The sequence below is a fragment of the Pseudomonas sp. COR18 genome, from assembly GCF_048568395.1.
GTDB classification, from domain to species: Bacteria; Pseudomonadota; Gammaproteobacteria; order Pseudomonadales; family Pseudomonadaceae; genus Aquipseudomonas; species Aquipseudomonas fuscovaginae_B.
In genome coordinates this window covers 4,203,643-4,217,798 of sequence record NZ_CP183808.1, presented here as the reverse complement: position 1 = coordinate 4,217,798, position 14,156 = coordinate 4,203,643, and the positions used below count along the sequence as shown (strand labels likewise).

The following is a 14,156-nucleotide window of genomic DNA, read 5'->3' as shown; positions in this document are numbered from 1 at the left end:
GTCATCAAACAGTCATCATTCTGTCGTGAAATAAAGGACTGGACACGTCTCCCGAGCCGGGAGCCGCCTCCGGTCCTTTTCTTTCGACAGAGACTGCCATGACCATGACCGAACAGCTGAACGCCTTGAGTTCAATCCTGGCTCAGAGTGGTCTGCACAGCCTGTTCCAACCGATCATTTCACTGTCCGAGAGACGTATCGTCGGCTATGAGGCGCTCAGTCGCGGGCCCTCCAACAGCCCGCTGCACTCACCCGTCAGCCTGTTCGCCGTGGCCCGTCAGGCCGGACGCCTGAGCGAACTGGAAATGGCCTGCCGGCTCAGTGCCTGCCGCCGTTTCAGCGAACAGAAACTGCCCGGCAAGCTGTTTCTCAACGTATCCCCCGAATCCCTGCTGGAGCCGAGCCACCCACCGGGACGAACCCTGCAATGGCTGCAGGACTTCGGCATCGACCCCAGCAACGTGGTCATCGAACTGACCGAGCAAACCCCCACCGACGATTTCCAACTGCTGCAGAACGCGCTGCACCACTACCGCGACATGGGTTTCTCGATCGCCCTGGATGATCTGGGGGCCGGCTATTCCAGCCTGCGCCTGTGGTCGGAATTGCGCCCGGACTACGTCAAGATCGACCGACACTTCATCGATGGTATCCACCAGGACGGCCTCAAGCGCGAGTTCGTCGGCTCCATCCTCCAGATCGCCAAGGCCTCGCGGGCCCGGGTGATCGCCGAAGGCATCGAATTGCCGGAAGAACTGGCGGTACTGACCGAAATGGGCGTCGACCTGGTGCAGGGCTACCTGCTCTGCCGTCCCCAGGAAAACCCGCCACAGGATGCCCACGCCCTGCTGCCCAAGCTGGAAAACACCTCCATCGCCCTGAGCGAGGACGGCAGCGACCTCAGCGCCCTGCTCATCGAGCAACCGGCAGTGACCCAGGACACCGCCACGGCGACGGTGCTGGAGGCCTTTCGGCGCCAGGCCAATCTCAATTCGCTGGCGGTGCTGGACGAACAGAACCGGCCCTGCGGCATCGTCCATCGGCATTCGCTGTCGGATGCGCTGCTCAAGCCGTTCGCCACCGACCTGTTCGCCCGCAAGCCCATCAGCCGGCTGATGAGCGACGACTTCCTCGCCGTGGAATCGAGCCAGTCGCTGCAACAGGTCAGCCGACTGCTGACCAGCCGTGCCCGACAACGTATCGAGGAAGATTTCATCATCACCCTCAATGGCCGTTATCTGGGCCTTGGACGGGTGATCGATGTACTGAAACTGATCACCGAACTGAAGATCCAGCAGGCCCGCTACGCCAACCCACTGACCCTGCTGCCCGGCAACGTGCCGATCCAGCAGTGCCTGGCCCGCCTGCTGCAACAGCAACGCGAAGCGTTGATCTGCTATGTCGACATCGACAGCTTCAAGCCCTTCAACGATATCTACGGCTACGGCCGGGGTGACGAAGTATTGCTATGCCTGGCGCAGTGCCTGAACGAGCGGGTCGACCCGAGCCGCGACTTCGTCGGCCACATCGGCGGTGATGATTTCCTGCTGGTGCTGGGTTCGGATGATTGGCAGAAACGCCTGGATCACCTGGTCGATGACTTCCAGAACCAGTGCCGGCGCTTCTACCGTGCCGAGCATCTGGAGGCCGGCTGTTTCATCGCGTCGAACCGCCAGGGCCTGCGCCAGGAGTTTGCGCTGCTGTCCCTGTCCATCGGTGCGGTGCACCTGAAGCCGCAGTCCTGCGGGCTGCTCGATGCCAGCCAGTTGGCCGAGCTGGCCTCACAGGCCAAGCACCACGCCAAGAACGTGCCGGGCTACAGCATCCACGTCATCGACAGCACCGAGATCACTTCGCTCGAAGACAGCGCCTGAGCTGCAAGTCCGCGAACAGGCCCCACGAGATCAGGCTTCGGCCGACTCGGGATAGTCGTACTCGAACACCCGCACCACTTCCGATGCGTGCCAGGAAGCCGCCGCCACGCCGTCCGACGGACCGGAAAAGCGCCCCAGGCGCTCCACGCATTCGAAAAAACCGGTACGCGGCAGGCGGCTCGCGCCCTGGCTGATCACCAATGAACTGCGCAACGGCTGCTCGGCCCTGGCATCCAGGGCTGCCAGGTGCTCCAGCGCCGCCGTCAGGGTCTGCATGGCAGGGCTGGGCAGTTGCAGACGCTCGAGCAATGCCCGATAGGTCAACAGATGCCGCTGCCGACGGGCCTGATCGAGTTCCCCCAGCAGGCCCTCCCAATGCTGACGACTGATTCGCACGCTCACGATGCATCCCTCCATCCGGCGACACCCAATTCCCAGGCCAGGCTGCGGCGAATCGCGGCATCCGGCTCCCGCTCACCACTCTCGATCAACCCCAGGTATGACGGGCTGATGCCCACGGTCCGTGCCAGCACCTCGATCGTCAGCCCCTTGGCTTCGCGCAGGGTGCGCAACTGGTCGAACGCCGGCATGGCGGCAGCCGGCGCCACAGGCGTGTCAGAAGAGGTCGGAGGGGGTTGTTGGCTGCGCAAGCCGGCAGCCTTGAGCAAACTTTGGTACTGAGCCCAGGGGAGAACCGCATATTCCGGTTCACCGTCACGTGTAATTATTTGAAGATCCATTACTACACCCCGTAGGACGATTACACATAGCGAGTCAGCGCTTTCCTAGTAGCTTAATATTAACAGCCACCAGAGTCGCTCGTGTGTGCGATCTTCAAACGAGGGGATTCAGGTCAATTTTTGTCGTTGCGTTCGAGCTGCAACTGCTTCGGGGTCTCCGGCAGGCGTTCGACCGCCACCAGGTGTTCCGGCACCTGGCGCTCGCGCCAGGCCCGGAAGGCATTCAACTCCTGGTCCAGGGCATTCATCACCCAGGCCAGCACCGCGATATCGTCGAGCATGCCGAATAACGGGATGAAATCCGGAATCGCGTCGATCGGGCTGAGAAAATACATCAGGCCCGCCACCACGATGACCATCGACTTGGCACTGACCGCGCGATATTCACCGCGCCAGTAGGCCAGGCACAAGACCTGCAACAGCTTCAGGTCCTCCTTGAGCTTGCCCAGCCGCCCGCCTTCCCGGGCACTCTTGCTCGCCACTGCGAACAATAAAGTGGGCAGGCGTCCACGCGCCAGGAGGCGTTGGGCCAGGGGCAGGAAGCGAGCGAAATTCCACGGTGTTTTCATCATCACTCCAGCGATCAGGCGCACAAGGTTATCCACACAAATTGTGGATAACCTTGTGAACAGAGCGGCATTTCATGGCTGAAAGCCCCGTCGCACAAGGGTCCGAGTCAGATCGGGCGTTTTTTACTCACTAAAAAAACCCCAATATTTCATTGACTTGGCGACAGTCTACGACTACGCCAATTAGCTCAATGTTAAGACTGCTGTCGGCAGTATATGTTCGGTTTATTGCAACCCATCATGCCGCACAAACGAAAACGCCCCGTAGAACGGGGCGTTTTCGCGGGGCAAACCGGAGGATTACTTCGCCGCTTTCTCGGCGGCCTTACCGGCAGGCTTGGCGGCAGGAGCTTCCGCATCGTCAGCCTTGGTCGGATCCTTGATCGCCAGCAGTTCCAGGTCGAACACCAGAACCGAGTTGGCCGGAATCGCCGGGCTCGGGCTCTGCGCGCCGTAAGCCAGATCAGCCGGAATGTACAGCTTGTACTTCTCGCCAACGTGCATCAGTTGCAGGCCTTCGACCCAACCAGGAATCACGCCGCTGACCGGCAGGTCGATCGGGCTGCCGCGATCCACGGAACTGTCGAAGGTGGTGCCATTGATCAGCTTGCCGGTGTAGTGGACGGTGACGACGTCGGTCGGCTTGGGCTGAGGACCGTCGGCTTTCTTGACGACTTCATACTGCAGGCCGGAAGCGGTGGTCACGATGCCAGGCTTCTTGCCGTTTTCCTCGAGGAATTTCTTGCCGGCGGCTGCCGACTCTTCGCTCAGCTTGGCCATGCGCTCTTCGGCACGCTTCTGCAGCGCGGCGAACGCCTCGACCAGTTCTTCGTCCTTGAGCTTCTGCTCTTTCTTGCCGATGGCATCCTCGATGCCCTGGGCCACGGCCTTGGAATCCAGATCATCCATGCCTTCCTGGGCCAGGCTCTTGCCCATGTTCAGGCCAATACCGTAGGAGGCTTTTTGCGCCGGGGTTTTCAGCTCTACGCTGGAGTGCGAATCGCAGCCCGCGAGTACCAGGCTAACCAGGGCCACCGCCGCCGCCAACCGATGCTGTTTCATGCTATTTCCTTGTTCATGCGCCTAGGGGGCATTCGAATAAAGTCGCGAGCTTATCAGGCGGCCGCGACCAATGGCTACCGGGATCAGAGCCGAAAACAGTCGATAAGTTCAGGTCCGCAAAGCATTTTACACAGTGCTGACATTCTGCTTACGTCCAACGAAACAACCGCTCCGCCAGCGGGAGCCAGTACGGGCGGCCATCACGGCCACTTGATGCCAGGCAGCAGCTGAGGCATAAGAGCATCACACCTCGACAAGGATCGTTATCTTGCGCATTTTTTACCGTGTGTTACTGGCTCTGATACTGCTGATTGGCCTAGGCCTCGCGGTGATCTTGTACTACATCGCCAATCCGAAATTGCCGGCATACATACCGGCCGAGCAGGTGCATTACCTGGAACAGTGGAGCCCGGCCGATCGCCAGACCTTCTACTACACGCCCCAGGGTACCCAGGTGAAGGGCCTGCGCTACGAATGGTTCACCGCCCTGGAACTGCCCTTCTCCGAACAACGCTTCGCCGCGCCGGAATACCTGGCACGCTTCGGCTTCCTGGTCGATCCTCGGCAACAGGCCACGGCGGATAATCCCGGCAATCTGCCGGTGGGCTTCACCCGCCACCAGAACCCCGCAAGCAGCGAGCAGTACCTGGACATCACCTGCTCGGCCTGCCACACCGGCGAACTGCGCTACAAAGGCCAGGCGTTGAGGATCGACGGTGGTTCGGCCCAGCATGTGCTGCCCTCCAGCGTACCGACGGTGCGTGGCGGCAGCTTCGGCCAGGCACTGGTCGCCAGCCTCGCGGCCACCTACTACAACCCCTGGAAGTTCGAGCGCTTCGCCCGCAAGGTCCTCGGCAACGACTACGAGGCCAAGCGTGCCGAACTGCGGGTGGCGCTGAAACAGTCCCTCGATACCTTCCTCCACGTCGCCTGGAACGATACCCACCGCGGACTCTATCCGACGCTGGAGGGTCCGGGACGCACGGACGCCTTCGGCCGGATCGCCAACGCCAGCTTCGGCGATGCCATCTCCGACAAGAACTACCGGGTCGCCAACGCGCCGGTGGACTACCCGCAACTGTGGGATATCTGGACCTTCGATTGGGTCCAGTGGACCGCCTCGGCCCAGCAGCCGATGGCCCGCAATATCGGTGAGGCCCTGGGCGTCGGTGCCACGCTGAACTTTTTCGACGCCAACGGCCAGCCACTGCGTGGCGACGACCGCTATCCGTCCAGCGTGCGGGTGCGTGACCTGCACAAGATCGAGGAAACCCTGCAACGCCTCAAGCCACCGACCTGGCCCGAGGAGCTGTTCGGCAAGGTCGATCTGGCCCGGGCCGCCCAGGGCCGCAAGCTGTTTGCCGAGAACTGTGCCGGCTGCCACGTGCCCTCGGTGACCGAGGAAAACGGTCGTGCGGTGCAACACCTCACCAGCATTCCCCTGGCCGCGATCGGTACCGACCCGAACACCGCGAACAACATCGCTGACCAGCGCTATGACCTGAGCGCGCTGCAATGGGACCCGGCGGAACTGGCAAAACTGCCGGTGCAACTTCATCCCAGGAGCGACCAGCCGCTGGACCTGAGCCAGCTGTCGGTAGCCAAGGGCCTGGCCTATGTCACGGCGTTCGTCGAGGAGCGCGCCTATCGCGATGCCGGCGTGACACCTGCCGAGCGCCCGCAACTGGACGGCTTCGGCCTGCCGATCGGCGTACTCGAACAACGGGCCTACAAGGCGCGGCCGCTGGCGGGGGTATGGGCCACACCGCCCTACCTGCACAACGGCTCGGTGCCGAGCCTCTATCAGTTGCTGTCGCCGCAGGACGAGCGCTCCACCACTTTTTATCGGGGCACTTTCGAATACGATCCGCGTCACCTGGGCTATCGCCAGAAAGCCTTCGAGAACGGCTTCCTGTTCGACACCCGGATCAGCGGCAACCACAACAGCGGTCATGAATTCCGTGCCGGCAAGCGCGGCAACGGCGTGATCGGCAGGCTGCTGCAACCGGAGGAGCGCTGGGCCCTGCTCGAATACCTGAAGGTGCTGGGTGGCCCGCTGGAGCAGCAGTTGCCATGAACCCATGCCCTCCCGACAAGCCTGAAAGGACGTTCACATGCTGAAGCGACTGTGGCTGCGCCTCGGCGCATTTCTCGGCAAGAGCCTGCTGCTCCTGGTAGGCCTCGGCCTGCTCGGCTGGGCCCTGGCCACCGGTTGGTACGCCTGGCGCCACAGCGGCCCGGTGCCGACGGTGGAACAGGTGCCGAGCGATGAGACCGCGAGGACCCAGGACATCATTCAGACCGCCGTGCGCATCGTCGACCAGCACCGCGAGGGCACCCGCTACCTGCGCGATGCCCACGCCAAGGCCCATGGCTGTGTGAATGCCGAAGTGCAGGTGCTCGACGGCCTGGACAACGGGCTGCGCCAGGGCGTGTTCGCCGAGCCGGGCAAGACCTGGCAGGCGCTGATCCGCCTGTCCAACGGCAATGCCTATCCGCAGTTCGACAGCATCCGCGATGCCCGCGGCATGGCGATCAAGCTGCTGGATGTTCCCGGCAGGCAGTTGCTGGCCGGTCAGCAGGGGCGCCATGAGCAGGATTTCGTGATGTTCAACCATCCGAACTTCTTCGTCAGCGATGTCGCCGAATACCAGCAGAACATCGCCGCCCAGGCCGACGGCAAGAAGGTTCTGGCCTTCTTCCCCAGTTGGAACCCCACCGGCTGGCAGATCCGCCACCTGTTCATTGCCTTGGCAACCCTGGCACCGGCGCCGAAAACACCGCTGCAGACGACCTACTTTTCCGTATCGCCCTACAAGTTCGGCAGTGCCAACGCCAAGTTCCGTGTTGCCCCCGATCCGCAAAGCTGCCCGGAATACGAGTTGCCGAAGCAGAACGAGGACCTGCCGAACTTCCTGCGCAGCGCCCTGGTCCAGCAGTTGTCCACGGACCGGGTTCCGGCCTGCTTCGTGCTGCAGATCCAGCGCCAGAACGCCAACCGGTACATGCCGATCGAAGACACCAGCATCGAATGGAAGGAAAGCGATGCCCCCTTCGAGACGGTGGCGAACATCCGCATTCCGGCGCAGGATTTCGACACGCTGGAGCAGAACATCGCCTGTGACAACCAGTCGTTCAGTCCGTGGCACGGGCTTGAGGCGCACCGGCCGATCGGGGGGATCAACCGCCTGCGCAAGGCGGTGTATGACGCGGTCAGCGATTACCGGCACAGCCGGAACGCCGAACGATAGGAGAGAACCTCTGGGCGGCTAAGCCCCTGTCATGCCCGCAAGGCTTTTGGCGGCCTTACGGGCCTGTTCGCGGATTCATCCGCGAACAGGCACCACAAAAACCCCGGACGAAAAAAAGCCCGCACTGGGCGGGCTTTCCGTGATGCTCTGGCGTTCAGTGGTCCAGAATATCGATATATGGCGCAGCGGACGGGACTCGAACCCGCGACCCCCGGCGTGACAGGCCGGTATTCTAACCGACTGAACTACCGCTGCGCGAAACACTTGAAACGAATGGTGGGTGATGACGGGATCGAACCGCCGACCCTCTGCTTGTAAGGCAGATGCTCTCCCGGCTGAGCTAATCACCCTTCGCTTCCGGTGTGAGCGCATTATGCCACAAAAAATCCATAAAGCACTGATTTAAATAAAAAAATTTAAATCGTGGACTTTTCCACACACCAGACAGCAAAAAGCCCGCGGTTAGGCGGGCTTTGCGTGATGACCTGGCGTTCAGTGGTCCAGATCATCGAATATGGCGCAGCGGACGGGACTCGAACCCGCGACCCCCGGCGTGACAGGCCGGTATTCTAACCGACTGAACTACCGCTGCGCTAAACACTTGAACGAATGGTGGGTGATGACGGGATCGAACCGCCGACCCTCTGCTTGTAAGGCAGATGCTCTCCCGGCTGAGCTAATCACCCTTCGCTTTCGGTGTGGCGCGCATTCTACGGAGCGCTCCCCACTCTGGCAAGCACTTTCTTCAATATTTTTTTCAGGCCTTCCAAAGACTTAGCAGAGGGTTGGCCTATCGGGCCACGAAGAGAATAATGCCCACCTTTGTATAAAGGAGAGATTCGCCCCATGTGGTTCAAGAACCTGCTGATCTACCGCCTGACCCAGGATCTGCCTTTTGACGCCGAGGCCCTGGAGGCCGCGCTGGCGACCAAGCCGGCCCGCCCCTGCGCAAGCCAGGAGCTGACCACCTATGGCTTCATCGCTCCATTCGGCAAGGGCGAAGACGCACCGCTGGTGCATGTCAGCGGCGATTTCCTGCTGGTCTCGGCCCGCAAGGAAGAACGCATCCTGCCGGGCAGCGTGGTGCGTGACGCACTGAAGGAAAAGGTCGAAGAGATCGAAGCCGAACAGATGCGCAAGGTCTACAAGAAGGAACGTGACCAGCTCAAGGATGAAATCATCCAGGCTTTCCTGCCACGCGCCTTTATCCGCCGTTCGGCGACCTTCGCCGCGATCGCGCCGAAACAGGGCCTGATCCTGGTCAACTCGGCCAGCCCGAAACGCGCCGAAGACCTGCTGTCGACCCTGCGCGAAGTGCTCGGCACCCTGCCGGTGCGACCACTGACCGTGAAGATCGCGCCGACCGCGGTGATGACCGATTGGGTCAAGACCCTCAAGGCCGCCGACAACTTCTTCGTCCTCGACGAGTGCGAACTGCGTGATGTCCAGGAAGACGGCGGCATCATCCGCTGCAAGCGCCAGGATCTGACCGGCGACGAAATCCAGCTGCACCTGAGCACCGGCAAGATGGTCACCCAACTGGCCCTGGCCTGGCAGGACAAGCTGTCCTTCGTCCTCGACGACAAGATGGTGGTCAAGCGCCTGAAGTTCGAAGACCTGCTGCAGGACCAGGCCGAACAGGACGGCGGCGACGAAGCCCTGGGCCAGCTGGATGCCAGCTTCACCCTGATGATGCTGACCTTCGGCGAGTTCCTGCCGGAGCTGTTCGAGGCGCTGGGCGGCGAGGAAATCCCGCAGGGCATCTGATGGGCCGTACGTAGGGGCCAGGCACCGTTCTGCAGGCGCCTGGCTTGCCAGCGAAGGCTTTGGCGATCCAGAGATCCCTTCGCCGCCAAGCCGGGCTGCTATGGGTCGGCGCTTGCCTGCCCCGCCCCGCAAATAACAAGGAAAACACCATGCGTGCACTGGCGGCACTGAGTCGTTTTGTCGGTAACACCTTCGCCTACTGGGTACTGATCTTCGCCGTACTGGCGTTCCTTCTGCCCGGCTGGTTCCTCAGCCTGAAAGTCGCCATCGTGCCGCTGCTCGGCCTGGTGATGTTCGGCATGGGCCTGACCCTCAAACTCGAAGACTTCGCCGAAGTCGCCCGCCATCCCTGGCGCGTGGCCCTCGGCGTGGTCGCGCATTTCGTCATCATGCCCGGCGTCGCCTGGCTGCTCTGCCAGGCCTTTCACCTGCCGGCGGAAATCGCCGTCGGGGTGATCCTGGTGGGCTGCTGCCCGAGCGGCACCGCGTCCAACGTGATGACCTGGCTGGCCCGCGGCGACCTGGCACTGTCGGTGGCCATCGCCGCCGTCACAACCCTGCTCGCCCCGCTACTGACCCCGGCGCTGATCTGGCTGCTGGCTTCGGCCTGGTTGCCGGTCTCGTTCGCGGAACTGTTCTGGTCGATCCTGCAGGTGGTCCTGCTGCCAATCGTGCTCGGCGTGGTCGCCCAGCGCCTGCTGGGCGAACGGGTGCGCCATGCGGTCGAGGTGCTGCCGCTGGTGTCGGTGATCAGCATCGTGATCATCGTCGCGGCAGTGGTCGCCGCCAGCCAGGCGAAGATCGCCGAATCCGGGCTGCTGATCATGGCGGTGGTGATGCTGCACAACAGCTTCGGCTATCTGCTGGGCTACTTCACCGGCCGTCTGTTCAAGCTGCCGCTGGCCCAGCGCAAGTCGCTGGCCCTGGAGGTCGGCATGCAGAACTCCGGGTTGGGCGCGGCGCTGGCCAGTGCACACTTCTCGCCGCTGGCGGCAGTGCCGAGCGCGTTGTTCAGTGTGTGGCACAACATTTCCGGCGCCCTGCTTTCGACCTGGTTCCGCCGAATGACTGACGGGCAGGAACGGCAAACGACCGACTAGGGAAAACTTGCTCCCCGGATCGATAATGTGCACGATAGTGCGCAAGGCAGGGACGACCCTGCGGCTCGCTCGAGCTATCAATCCGGGGACGGCCCCATCACTCGATGGAGGTTCGCATGTCCTGGATCATTCTGTTTTTCGCCGGCCTGTTTGAAGTCGGCTGGGCCGTTGGCCTCAAATACACCGATGGCTTCAGCCGTCCACTCCCTACCGTACTGACCGTTGGCGCCATGGCCATCAGCCTTGGCCTGCTCGGCCTTGCCGTGAAGGACTTGCCACTGGGCACCGCCTATGCGGTGTGGACCGGTGTCGGCGCGGTGGGAACCGTCATCGCCGGGATCATCCTGTTCGGCGAGTCCATGGCGCTGATACGGCTGGCGAGCGTGGCCCTGATCATCACCGGCCTGATCGGCCTGAAGGTCTCGGCGTCCTGACACACCGGCCTGTAGGAGCAGGGCTAGCCCGCGAAGCTTCCAATGGCCTGACGGGCCTCTTCGCCGGCAAGCCGGGCTCCTGCAGGGCAAGCGTCGTACACGGGATATCCGTACGACGTCCCTCCCCAGCCGTCTTGCATCGTCCCCTTAGCGACGGGCCATCCCGCGCAACTGCAGCACCTGCTCGCGCATCCGTGACGGTACTGCGGACTCGGCGGCCACCGCCGGCCCGGCCACCAGCGTCACCCGTGACCACAGACGCCGGAAGAAGCCCTTCTGCGGATCACGGCTGAAGAAACTGCCCCACAACCCCTGGAGCGCCAGCGGGATCACCGGCACCGGGGTTTCCTCCAGCACGCGGGTCATGCCACCCTTGAACTCGTTGATCTCGCCATCACTGGTCAGCTTGCCCTCGGGGAAGATGCACACCAGCTCGCCCTCCTTGAGGTACTCGGCGATTTTCCTGAACGCCTGCTCGTAGATCTCCAGGTCCTCGCCACGCCCGGCAATCGGAATCGCGCCGGCCGTGCGGAAGATGAAGTTGAGCACCGGCAACCGGTAGATCTTGTAGTACATGACGAAACGGATCGGGCGCCGCACCGCCCCACCGATCAGCAGCGCATCGACGAACGACACGTGGTTGCACACCAGCAGCGCCGCCCCCTCGTCGGGTATCAGCTCAAGATTGCGGTGTTCGACCCGGTACATGGAATGGCTGAGCAGCCAGATCATGAAACGCATGCTGAACTCGGGGACGATCTTGAAGATGTAGGTGTTGACCGCGATGTTCATCAGCGACACCACCAGAAACAGCTCCGGAATCGACAGCTTCGCCACGCTCAGCAGCAGGATCGACACGATCGCCGACACCACCATGAACAGCGCGTTGAGAATGTTGTTCGCGGCAATCACCCGGGCCCGCTCGTTTTCCGCGGTGCGCGACTGGATCAGCGCATACAGCGGCACGATGTAGAAACCGCCGAAGACACCCAGCCCGAGGATATCCAGCAGCACCCACCAGGCCTGGCTGTGGTGCAGCAGGGCCAGCCAGTCATTGGCCTGGACGTTCTGCGGCAGGTTGCCCGAATGCCACCACAGCAACAGACCGAACAGGCTCAGGCCGAACGAACCGAAGGGCACCAGGCCGATCTCCACCTTGCGCCCGGACAGGCGCTCGCAGAGCATGGAGCCGGCGGCGATGCCGACCGAGAACACGGTGAGAATCAGCGTCACCACGCTTTCGTCGCCGTACATCCACTCCTTGGCATAGGCGGGAATCTGCGTCAGGTAGATCGCTCCGACGAACCAGAACCAGGAGTTGCCGACGATCGAACGCGAGACCGCCGGGGTCTGTCCCAACCCCAGGCGCAGGGTGGCCCAGGACTGGCTGAAGATGTTCCAGTCCAGCCGCAACTGCGGGCTGGATGCCGCCGCCCGTGGTATGCCGCGACTGGCCAGGTAGCCGAATACCGCCACCAGCACGATCGCCGCAGACACAATGGTCGCGTAGTGCGCCGAGGACATCATGACCCCGGCACTGATGGTCCCGGCCAGGATCGCCAGGAACGTTCCCATTTCCACCAGGCCGTTGCCGCCAACCAGTTCCTCCTCACGCAACGCCTGGGGCAGGATCGAGTATTTCACCGGCCCGAACAGCGCCGAGTGGGTACCCATGGCGAACAAGGTCAGCAACATCAGCGACAGGTGATCGAACACGAAGCCCACCGCGCCGATCGCCATGATCGCGATCTCTGCAAGCTTGATCACCCGGATCAGCGCATCCTTGGCGAACTTTTCGCCGAACTGCCCGGCCAGGGCCGAGAACAGGAAGAACGGCAGGATGAACAGCAGGGCGCAGAGGTTGACCCAGATGCCACGGTCACCGTCGATGCTCAGTTTGTAGAGGATGGCGAGGATCAGCGACTGCTTGAAAACGTTGTCGTTGAACGCGCCGAGCGACTGGGTTACGAAGAACGGCAGGAAACGCCGTGTACGCAACAGACTGAACTGCGAGGGGTGACTCATCTTCCATGGTCCTGAGTGGCGCCGAGAGCGGCTTTCTTGTTGGAGTGCGGATCACCGCTCCAGGCCACAACATTACCTAATCCTGAAGATTTATTTCGCGATTCCTGCAAGACAGGGCGAAACGAACAGCTCGCCCCTGTAGGCACCCCGCAGCGTGCGGGTACCGATGATCAGCCACAACACGCTCAACAGCCCGACCAGCAACAGGCCAAAACCGTTGAAAAAGCCCAGATGCAGGACACTGCCCAGTTTCAGCGTGGCCAGGGAGTAGACCCCCAGGGGGAAGGTGAACCCCCACCAGCCGAGATTGAACGGAATGCCGCTGCGCAGGTAACGCAGGGTGATCAGCAGCGCCATCAGCATCCACCACAGGCCGAAGCCCCAGAGAATCATCCCGGCGACCACTCCCAGGCCGCTGGCGATCTCGCCGATGCCCGCCAGCCCGTTGGCGGCGAACACTGCCGGCGAGTCCGCGCCCAGCAACAGCATGCCCAGCGCGCCGGTACCGATGGGCCCAAGGGCCAGCCAACTCGACGCGGCCATGTTCTCATGAGGCAACTTATGCAGTGCCATGCGCAACAGCAGGATGGCAAGGATGCTGAAAGCCACGGGGACCGAGAAAGCCCAGAGCACGTAGCTGGTGACCAGTACCTTGAACTGCTGCGCGCTGTCCCCCAGGTGCGGGACCAGCAGCGCACCGCTGGCCGCCGCCACCTCCGCCGCGACCACCGGCAGCAGCCAGACCGCGGTCATCTGGTCGATGCGGTGTTCCTGCCGGGTGAACATCATGAACGGAATCAGCACCCCACAGGCCACGGACATCACCACATCGAGCCACCACAGCACCTCGGCGATGCCGACGGCCGTTTCGCCCCAATGCGGCACACCGAACAGCAGGAAACCGTTGATGATGGTCGCCAGCCCCATGGGAATGGTGCCGAAGAACATCGAGACGGTGGAGTGCCCGAAGATCCGCCGTGCCTCATGGAAGAACAGCACCCAGCGTGCACCGTAGAGCAGGCTGAACACGCTGAACAGCAGGATGTTGAACAGCCACAGGCCTTCGGCCACGGTGCGCAGGCCCGGCACGGCGACCGGCAGTTGCGCCAGGGCCAGGGCCAGCACACCGGTGCCCATGGTCGCGGCGAACCAGTTGGGGGTGAACTGGCGAATGGCTTCGAGGGGGTGCGGCAAGTGGCTCAGAGGCCGCAGTCCGGGTTTGATGCTGTTGGTGCAGGTTTGCATGGCTGTCTCCTGTCCTCTGGTGAGGTTGCAGCCATCATAGAACCGTATCGAATATCTATATAACGGGTATTTTCTCTATATCTTATCTA

12 protein-coding genes and 4 tRNA genes are annotated in these 14,156 nt (G+C 62.4%); 6 read left to right on the top strand and 10 right to left on the bottom strand.

All coding sequences use genetic code 11. The features are described from left to right. Positions 1–98: 98 nt before the first annotated feature. Complete coding sequence (locus ACM62G_RS19505; protein ID WP_273826086.1) at positions 99–1,874, top strand: bifunctional diguanylate cyclase/phosphodiesterase; 1,776 nt, start codon at positions 99–101, stop codon at positions 1,872–1,874. Between the two features lie 30 nt (positions 1,875–1,904). On the opposite strand, the gene ACM62G_RS19500 is transcribed toward ACM62G_RS19505, so the two are convergent. From ACM62G_RS19500 to ACM62G_RS19485, 4 genes are all read right to left on the bottom strand, one after another. After that, positions 1,905–2,276 carry a hypothetical protein gene (locus ACM62G_RS19500; RefSeq protein WP_054057195.1) on the bottom strand — a complete coding sequence of 124 codons (372 nt, stop codon included), beginning with the start codon at positions 2,274–2,276 and terminating at the stop codon, positions 1,905–1,907. Further along, positions 2,273–2,614: a helix-turn-helix domain-containing protein gene (locus tag ACM62G_RS19495; protein ID WP_273826087.1), complete on the bottom strand. Its 342-nt coding sequence runs from the start codon at positions 2,612–2,614 to the stop codon at positions 2,273–2,275. The genes ACM62G_RS19500 and ACM62G_RS19495 overlap by 4 nt, the downstream gene beginning before the upstream one ends. A gap of 113 nt (positions 2,615–2,727) precedes the next feature. Continuing rightward, the gene (locus ACM62G_RS19490; RefSeq protein ID WP_054057197.1) at positions 2,728–3,183 is read right to left on the bottom strand and encodes a YkvA family protein; all 456 of its coding nucleotides are present in this window, start codon (positions 3,181–3,183) and stop codon (positions 2,728–2,730) included. 300 nt (positions 3,184–3,483) lie between these two features. Further along, positions 3,484–4,245, bottom strand: coding sequence for an FKBP-type peptidyl-prolyl cis-trans isomerase (locus tag ACM62G_RS19485; RefSeq protein WP_054057198.1), 762 nt, complete (start codon positions 4,243–4,245; stop codon positions 3,484–3,486). A gap of 268 nt (positions 4,246–4,513) precedes the next feature. On the opposite strand from ACM62G_RS19485, the gene ACM62G_RS19480 reads away from it, so the two are divergent. Further along, positions 4,514–6,322: a di-heme-cytochrome C peroxidase gene (locus ACM62G_RS19480; protein WP_054057199.1), complete on the top strand. Its 1,809-nt coding sequence runs from the start codon at positions 4,514–4,516 to the stop codon at positions 6,320–6,322. 37 nt (positions 6,323–6,359) lie between these two features. Then, entirely contained in the window at positions 6,360–7,496 is a 1,137-nt protein-coding gene (locus ACM62G_RS19475) for a catalase family protein (protein WP_419735364.1), read from the top strand. A 178-nt stretch (positions 7,497–7,674) separates the two neighbouring features. On the opposite strand, the gene ACM62G_RS19470 is transcribed toward ACM62G_RS19475, so the two are convergent. From ACM62G_RS19470 to ACM62G_RS19455, 4 genes are all read right to left on the bottom strand, one after another. Next, a tRNA-Asp gene (locus ACM62G_RS19470) sits at positions 7,675–7,751 on the bottom strand. Positions 7,752–7,770: 19 nt separating this feature from the next. After that, positions 7,771–7,846, bottom strand: a tRNA-Val gene (locus ACM62G_RS19465). A gap of 165 nt (positions 7,847–8,011) precedes the next feature. After that, a tRNA-Asp gene (locus ACM62G_RS19460) sits at positions 8,012–8,088 on the bottom strand. Between the two features lie 18 nt (positions 8,089–8,106). After that, a tRNA-Val gene (locus ACM62G_RS19455) sits at positions 8,107–8,182 on the bottom strand. A gap of 160 nt (positions 8,183–8,342) precedes the next feature. Here ACM62G_RS19455 and rdgC point away from each other — a divergent pair. From rdgC to sugE, 3 genes are all read left to right on the top strand, one after another. Continuing rightward, positions 8,343–9,263, top strand: a complete 921-nt coding sequence (rdgC, locus tag ACM62G_RS19450) for a recombination-associated protein RdgC (protein ID WP_054057201.1) — start codon at positions 8,343–8,345, stop codon at positions 9,261–9,263. A 149-nt stretch (positions 9,264–9,412) separates the two neighbouring features. Continuing rightward, the gene (locus ACM62G_RS19445; protein ID WP_419735363.1) at positions 9,413–10,363 is read left to right on the top strand and encodes a bile acid:sodium symporter family protein; all 951 of its coding nucleotides are present in this window, start codon (positions 9,413–9,415) and stop codon (positions 10,361–10,363) included. Between the two features lie 116 nt (positions 10,364–10,479). Further along, positions 10,480–10,797 (top strand): quaternary ammonium compound efflux SMR transporter SugE, encoded by a 318-nt coding sequence (gene sugE, locus ACM62G_RS19440; protein ID WP_273826092.1) that lies wholly within the window; start codon positions 10,480–10,482, stop codon positions 10,795–10,797. Positions 10,798–10,944: 147 nt separating this feature from the next. On the opposite strand, the gene ACM62G_RS19435 is transcribed toward sugE, so the two are convergent. Next, on the bottom strand, positions 10,945–12,822 hold the full coding sequence (locus ACM62G_RS19435) for an MFS transporter (RefSeq protein WP_054057204.1): 1,878 nt from the start codon (positions 12,820–12,822) through the stop codon (positions 10,945–10,947). Between the two features lie 90 nt (positions 12,823–12,912). Then, positions 12,913–14,067, bottom strand: a complete 1,155-nt coding sequence (locus ACM62G_RS19430; protein WP_419735362.1) for a TDT family transporter — start codon at positions 14,065–14,067, stop codon at positions 12,913–12,915. Between the last annotated feature and the right edge of the window lie 89 nt (positions 14,068–14,156).

Excerpts from the sequence above, each read along its gene's own strand:
- ACM62G_RS19435 (WP_054057204.1), bottom strand. The coding sequence starts at position 12,822 with ATGAGTCACCCCTCGCAGTTCAGTCTGTTGCGTACACGGCGTTTCCTG.
- sugE (WP_273826092.1), top strand. The coding sequence starts at position 10,480 with ATGTCCTGGATCATTCTGTTTTTCGCCGGCCTGTTTGAAGTCGGCTGG.
- ACM62G_RS19430 (WP_419735362.1), bottom strand. The coding sequence starts at position 14,067 with ATGCAAACCTGCACCAACAGCATCAAACCCGGACTGCGGCCTCTGAGC.
- rdgC (WP_054057201.1), top strand. The coding sequence starts at position 8,343 with ATGTGGTTCAAGAACCTGCTGATCTACCGCCTGACCCAGGATCTGCCT.
- ACM62G_RS19495 (WP_273826087.1), bottom strand. The coding sequence starts at position 2,614 with ATGGATCTTCAAATAATTACACGTGACGGTGAACCGGAATATGCGGTT.
- ACM62G_RS19475 (WP_419735364.1), top strand. The coding sequence starts at position 6,360 with ATGCTGAAGCGACTGTGGCTGCGCCTCGGCGCATTTCTCGGCAAGAGC.
- ACM62G_RS19485 (WP_054057198.1), bottom strand. The coding sequence starts at position 4,245 with ATGAAACAGCATCGGTTGGCGGCGGCGGTGGCCCTGGTTAGCCTGGTA.
- ACM62G_RS19490 (WP_054057197.1), bottom strand. The coding sequence starts at position 3,183 with ATGAAAACACCGTGGAATTTCGCTCGCTTCCTGCCCCTGGCCCAACGC.
- ACM62G_RS19445 (WP_419735363.1), top strand. The coding sequence starts at position 9,413 with ATGCGTGCACTGGCGGCACTGAGTCGTTTTGTCGGTAACACCTTCGCC.
- ACM62G_RS19505 (WP_273826086.1), top strand. The coding sequence starts at position 99 with ATGACCATGACCGAACAGCTGAACGCCTTGAGTTCAATCCTGGCTCAG.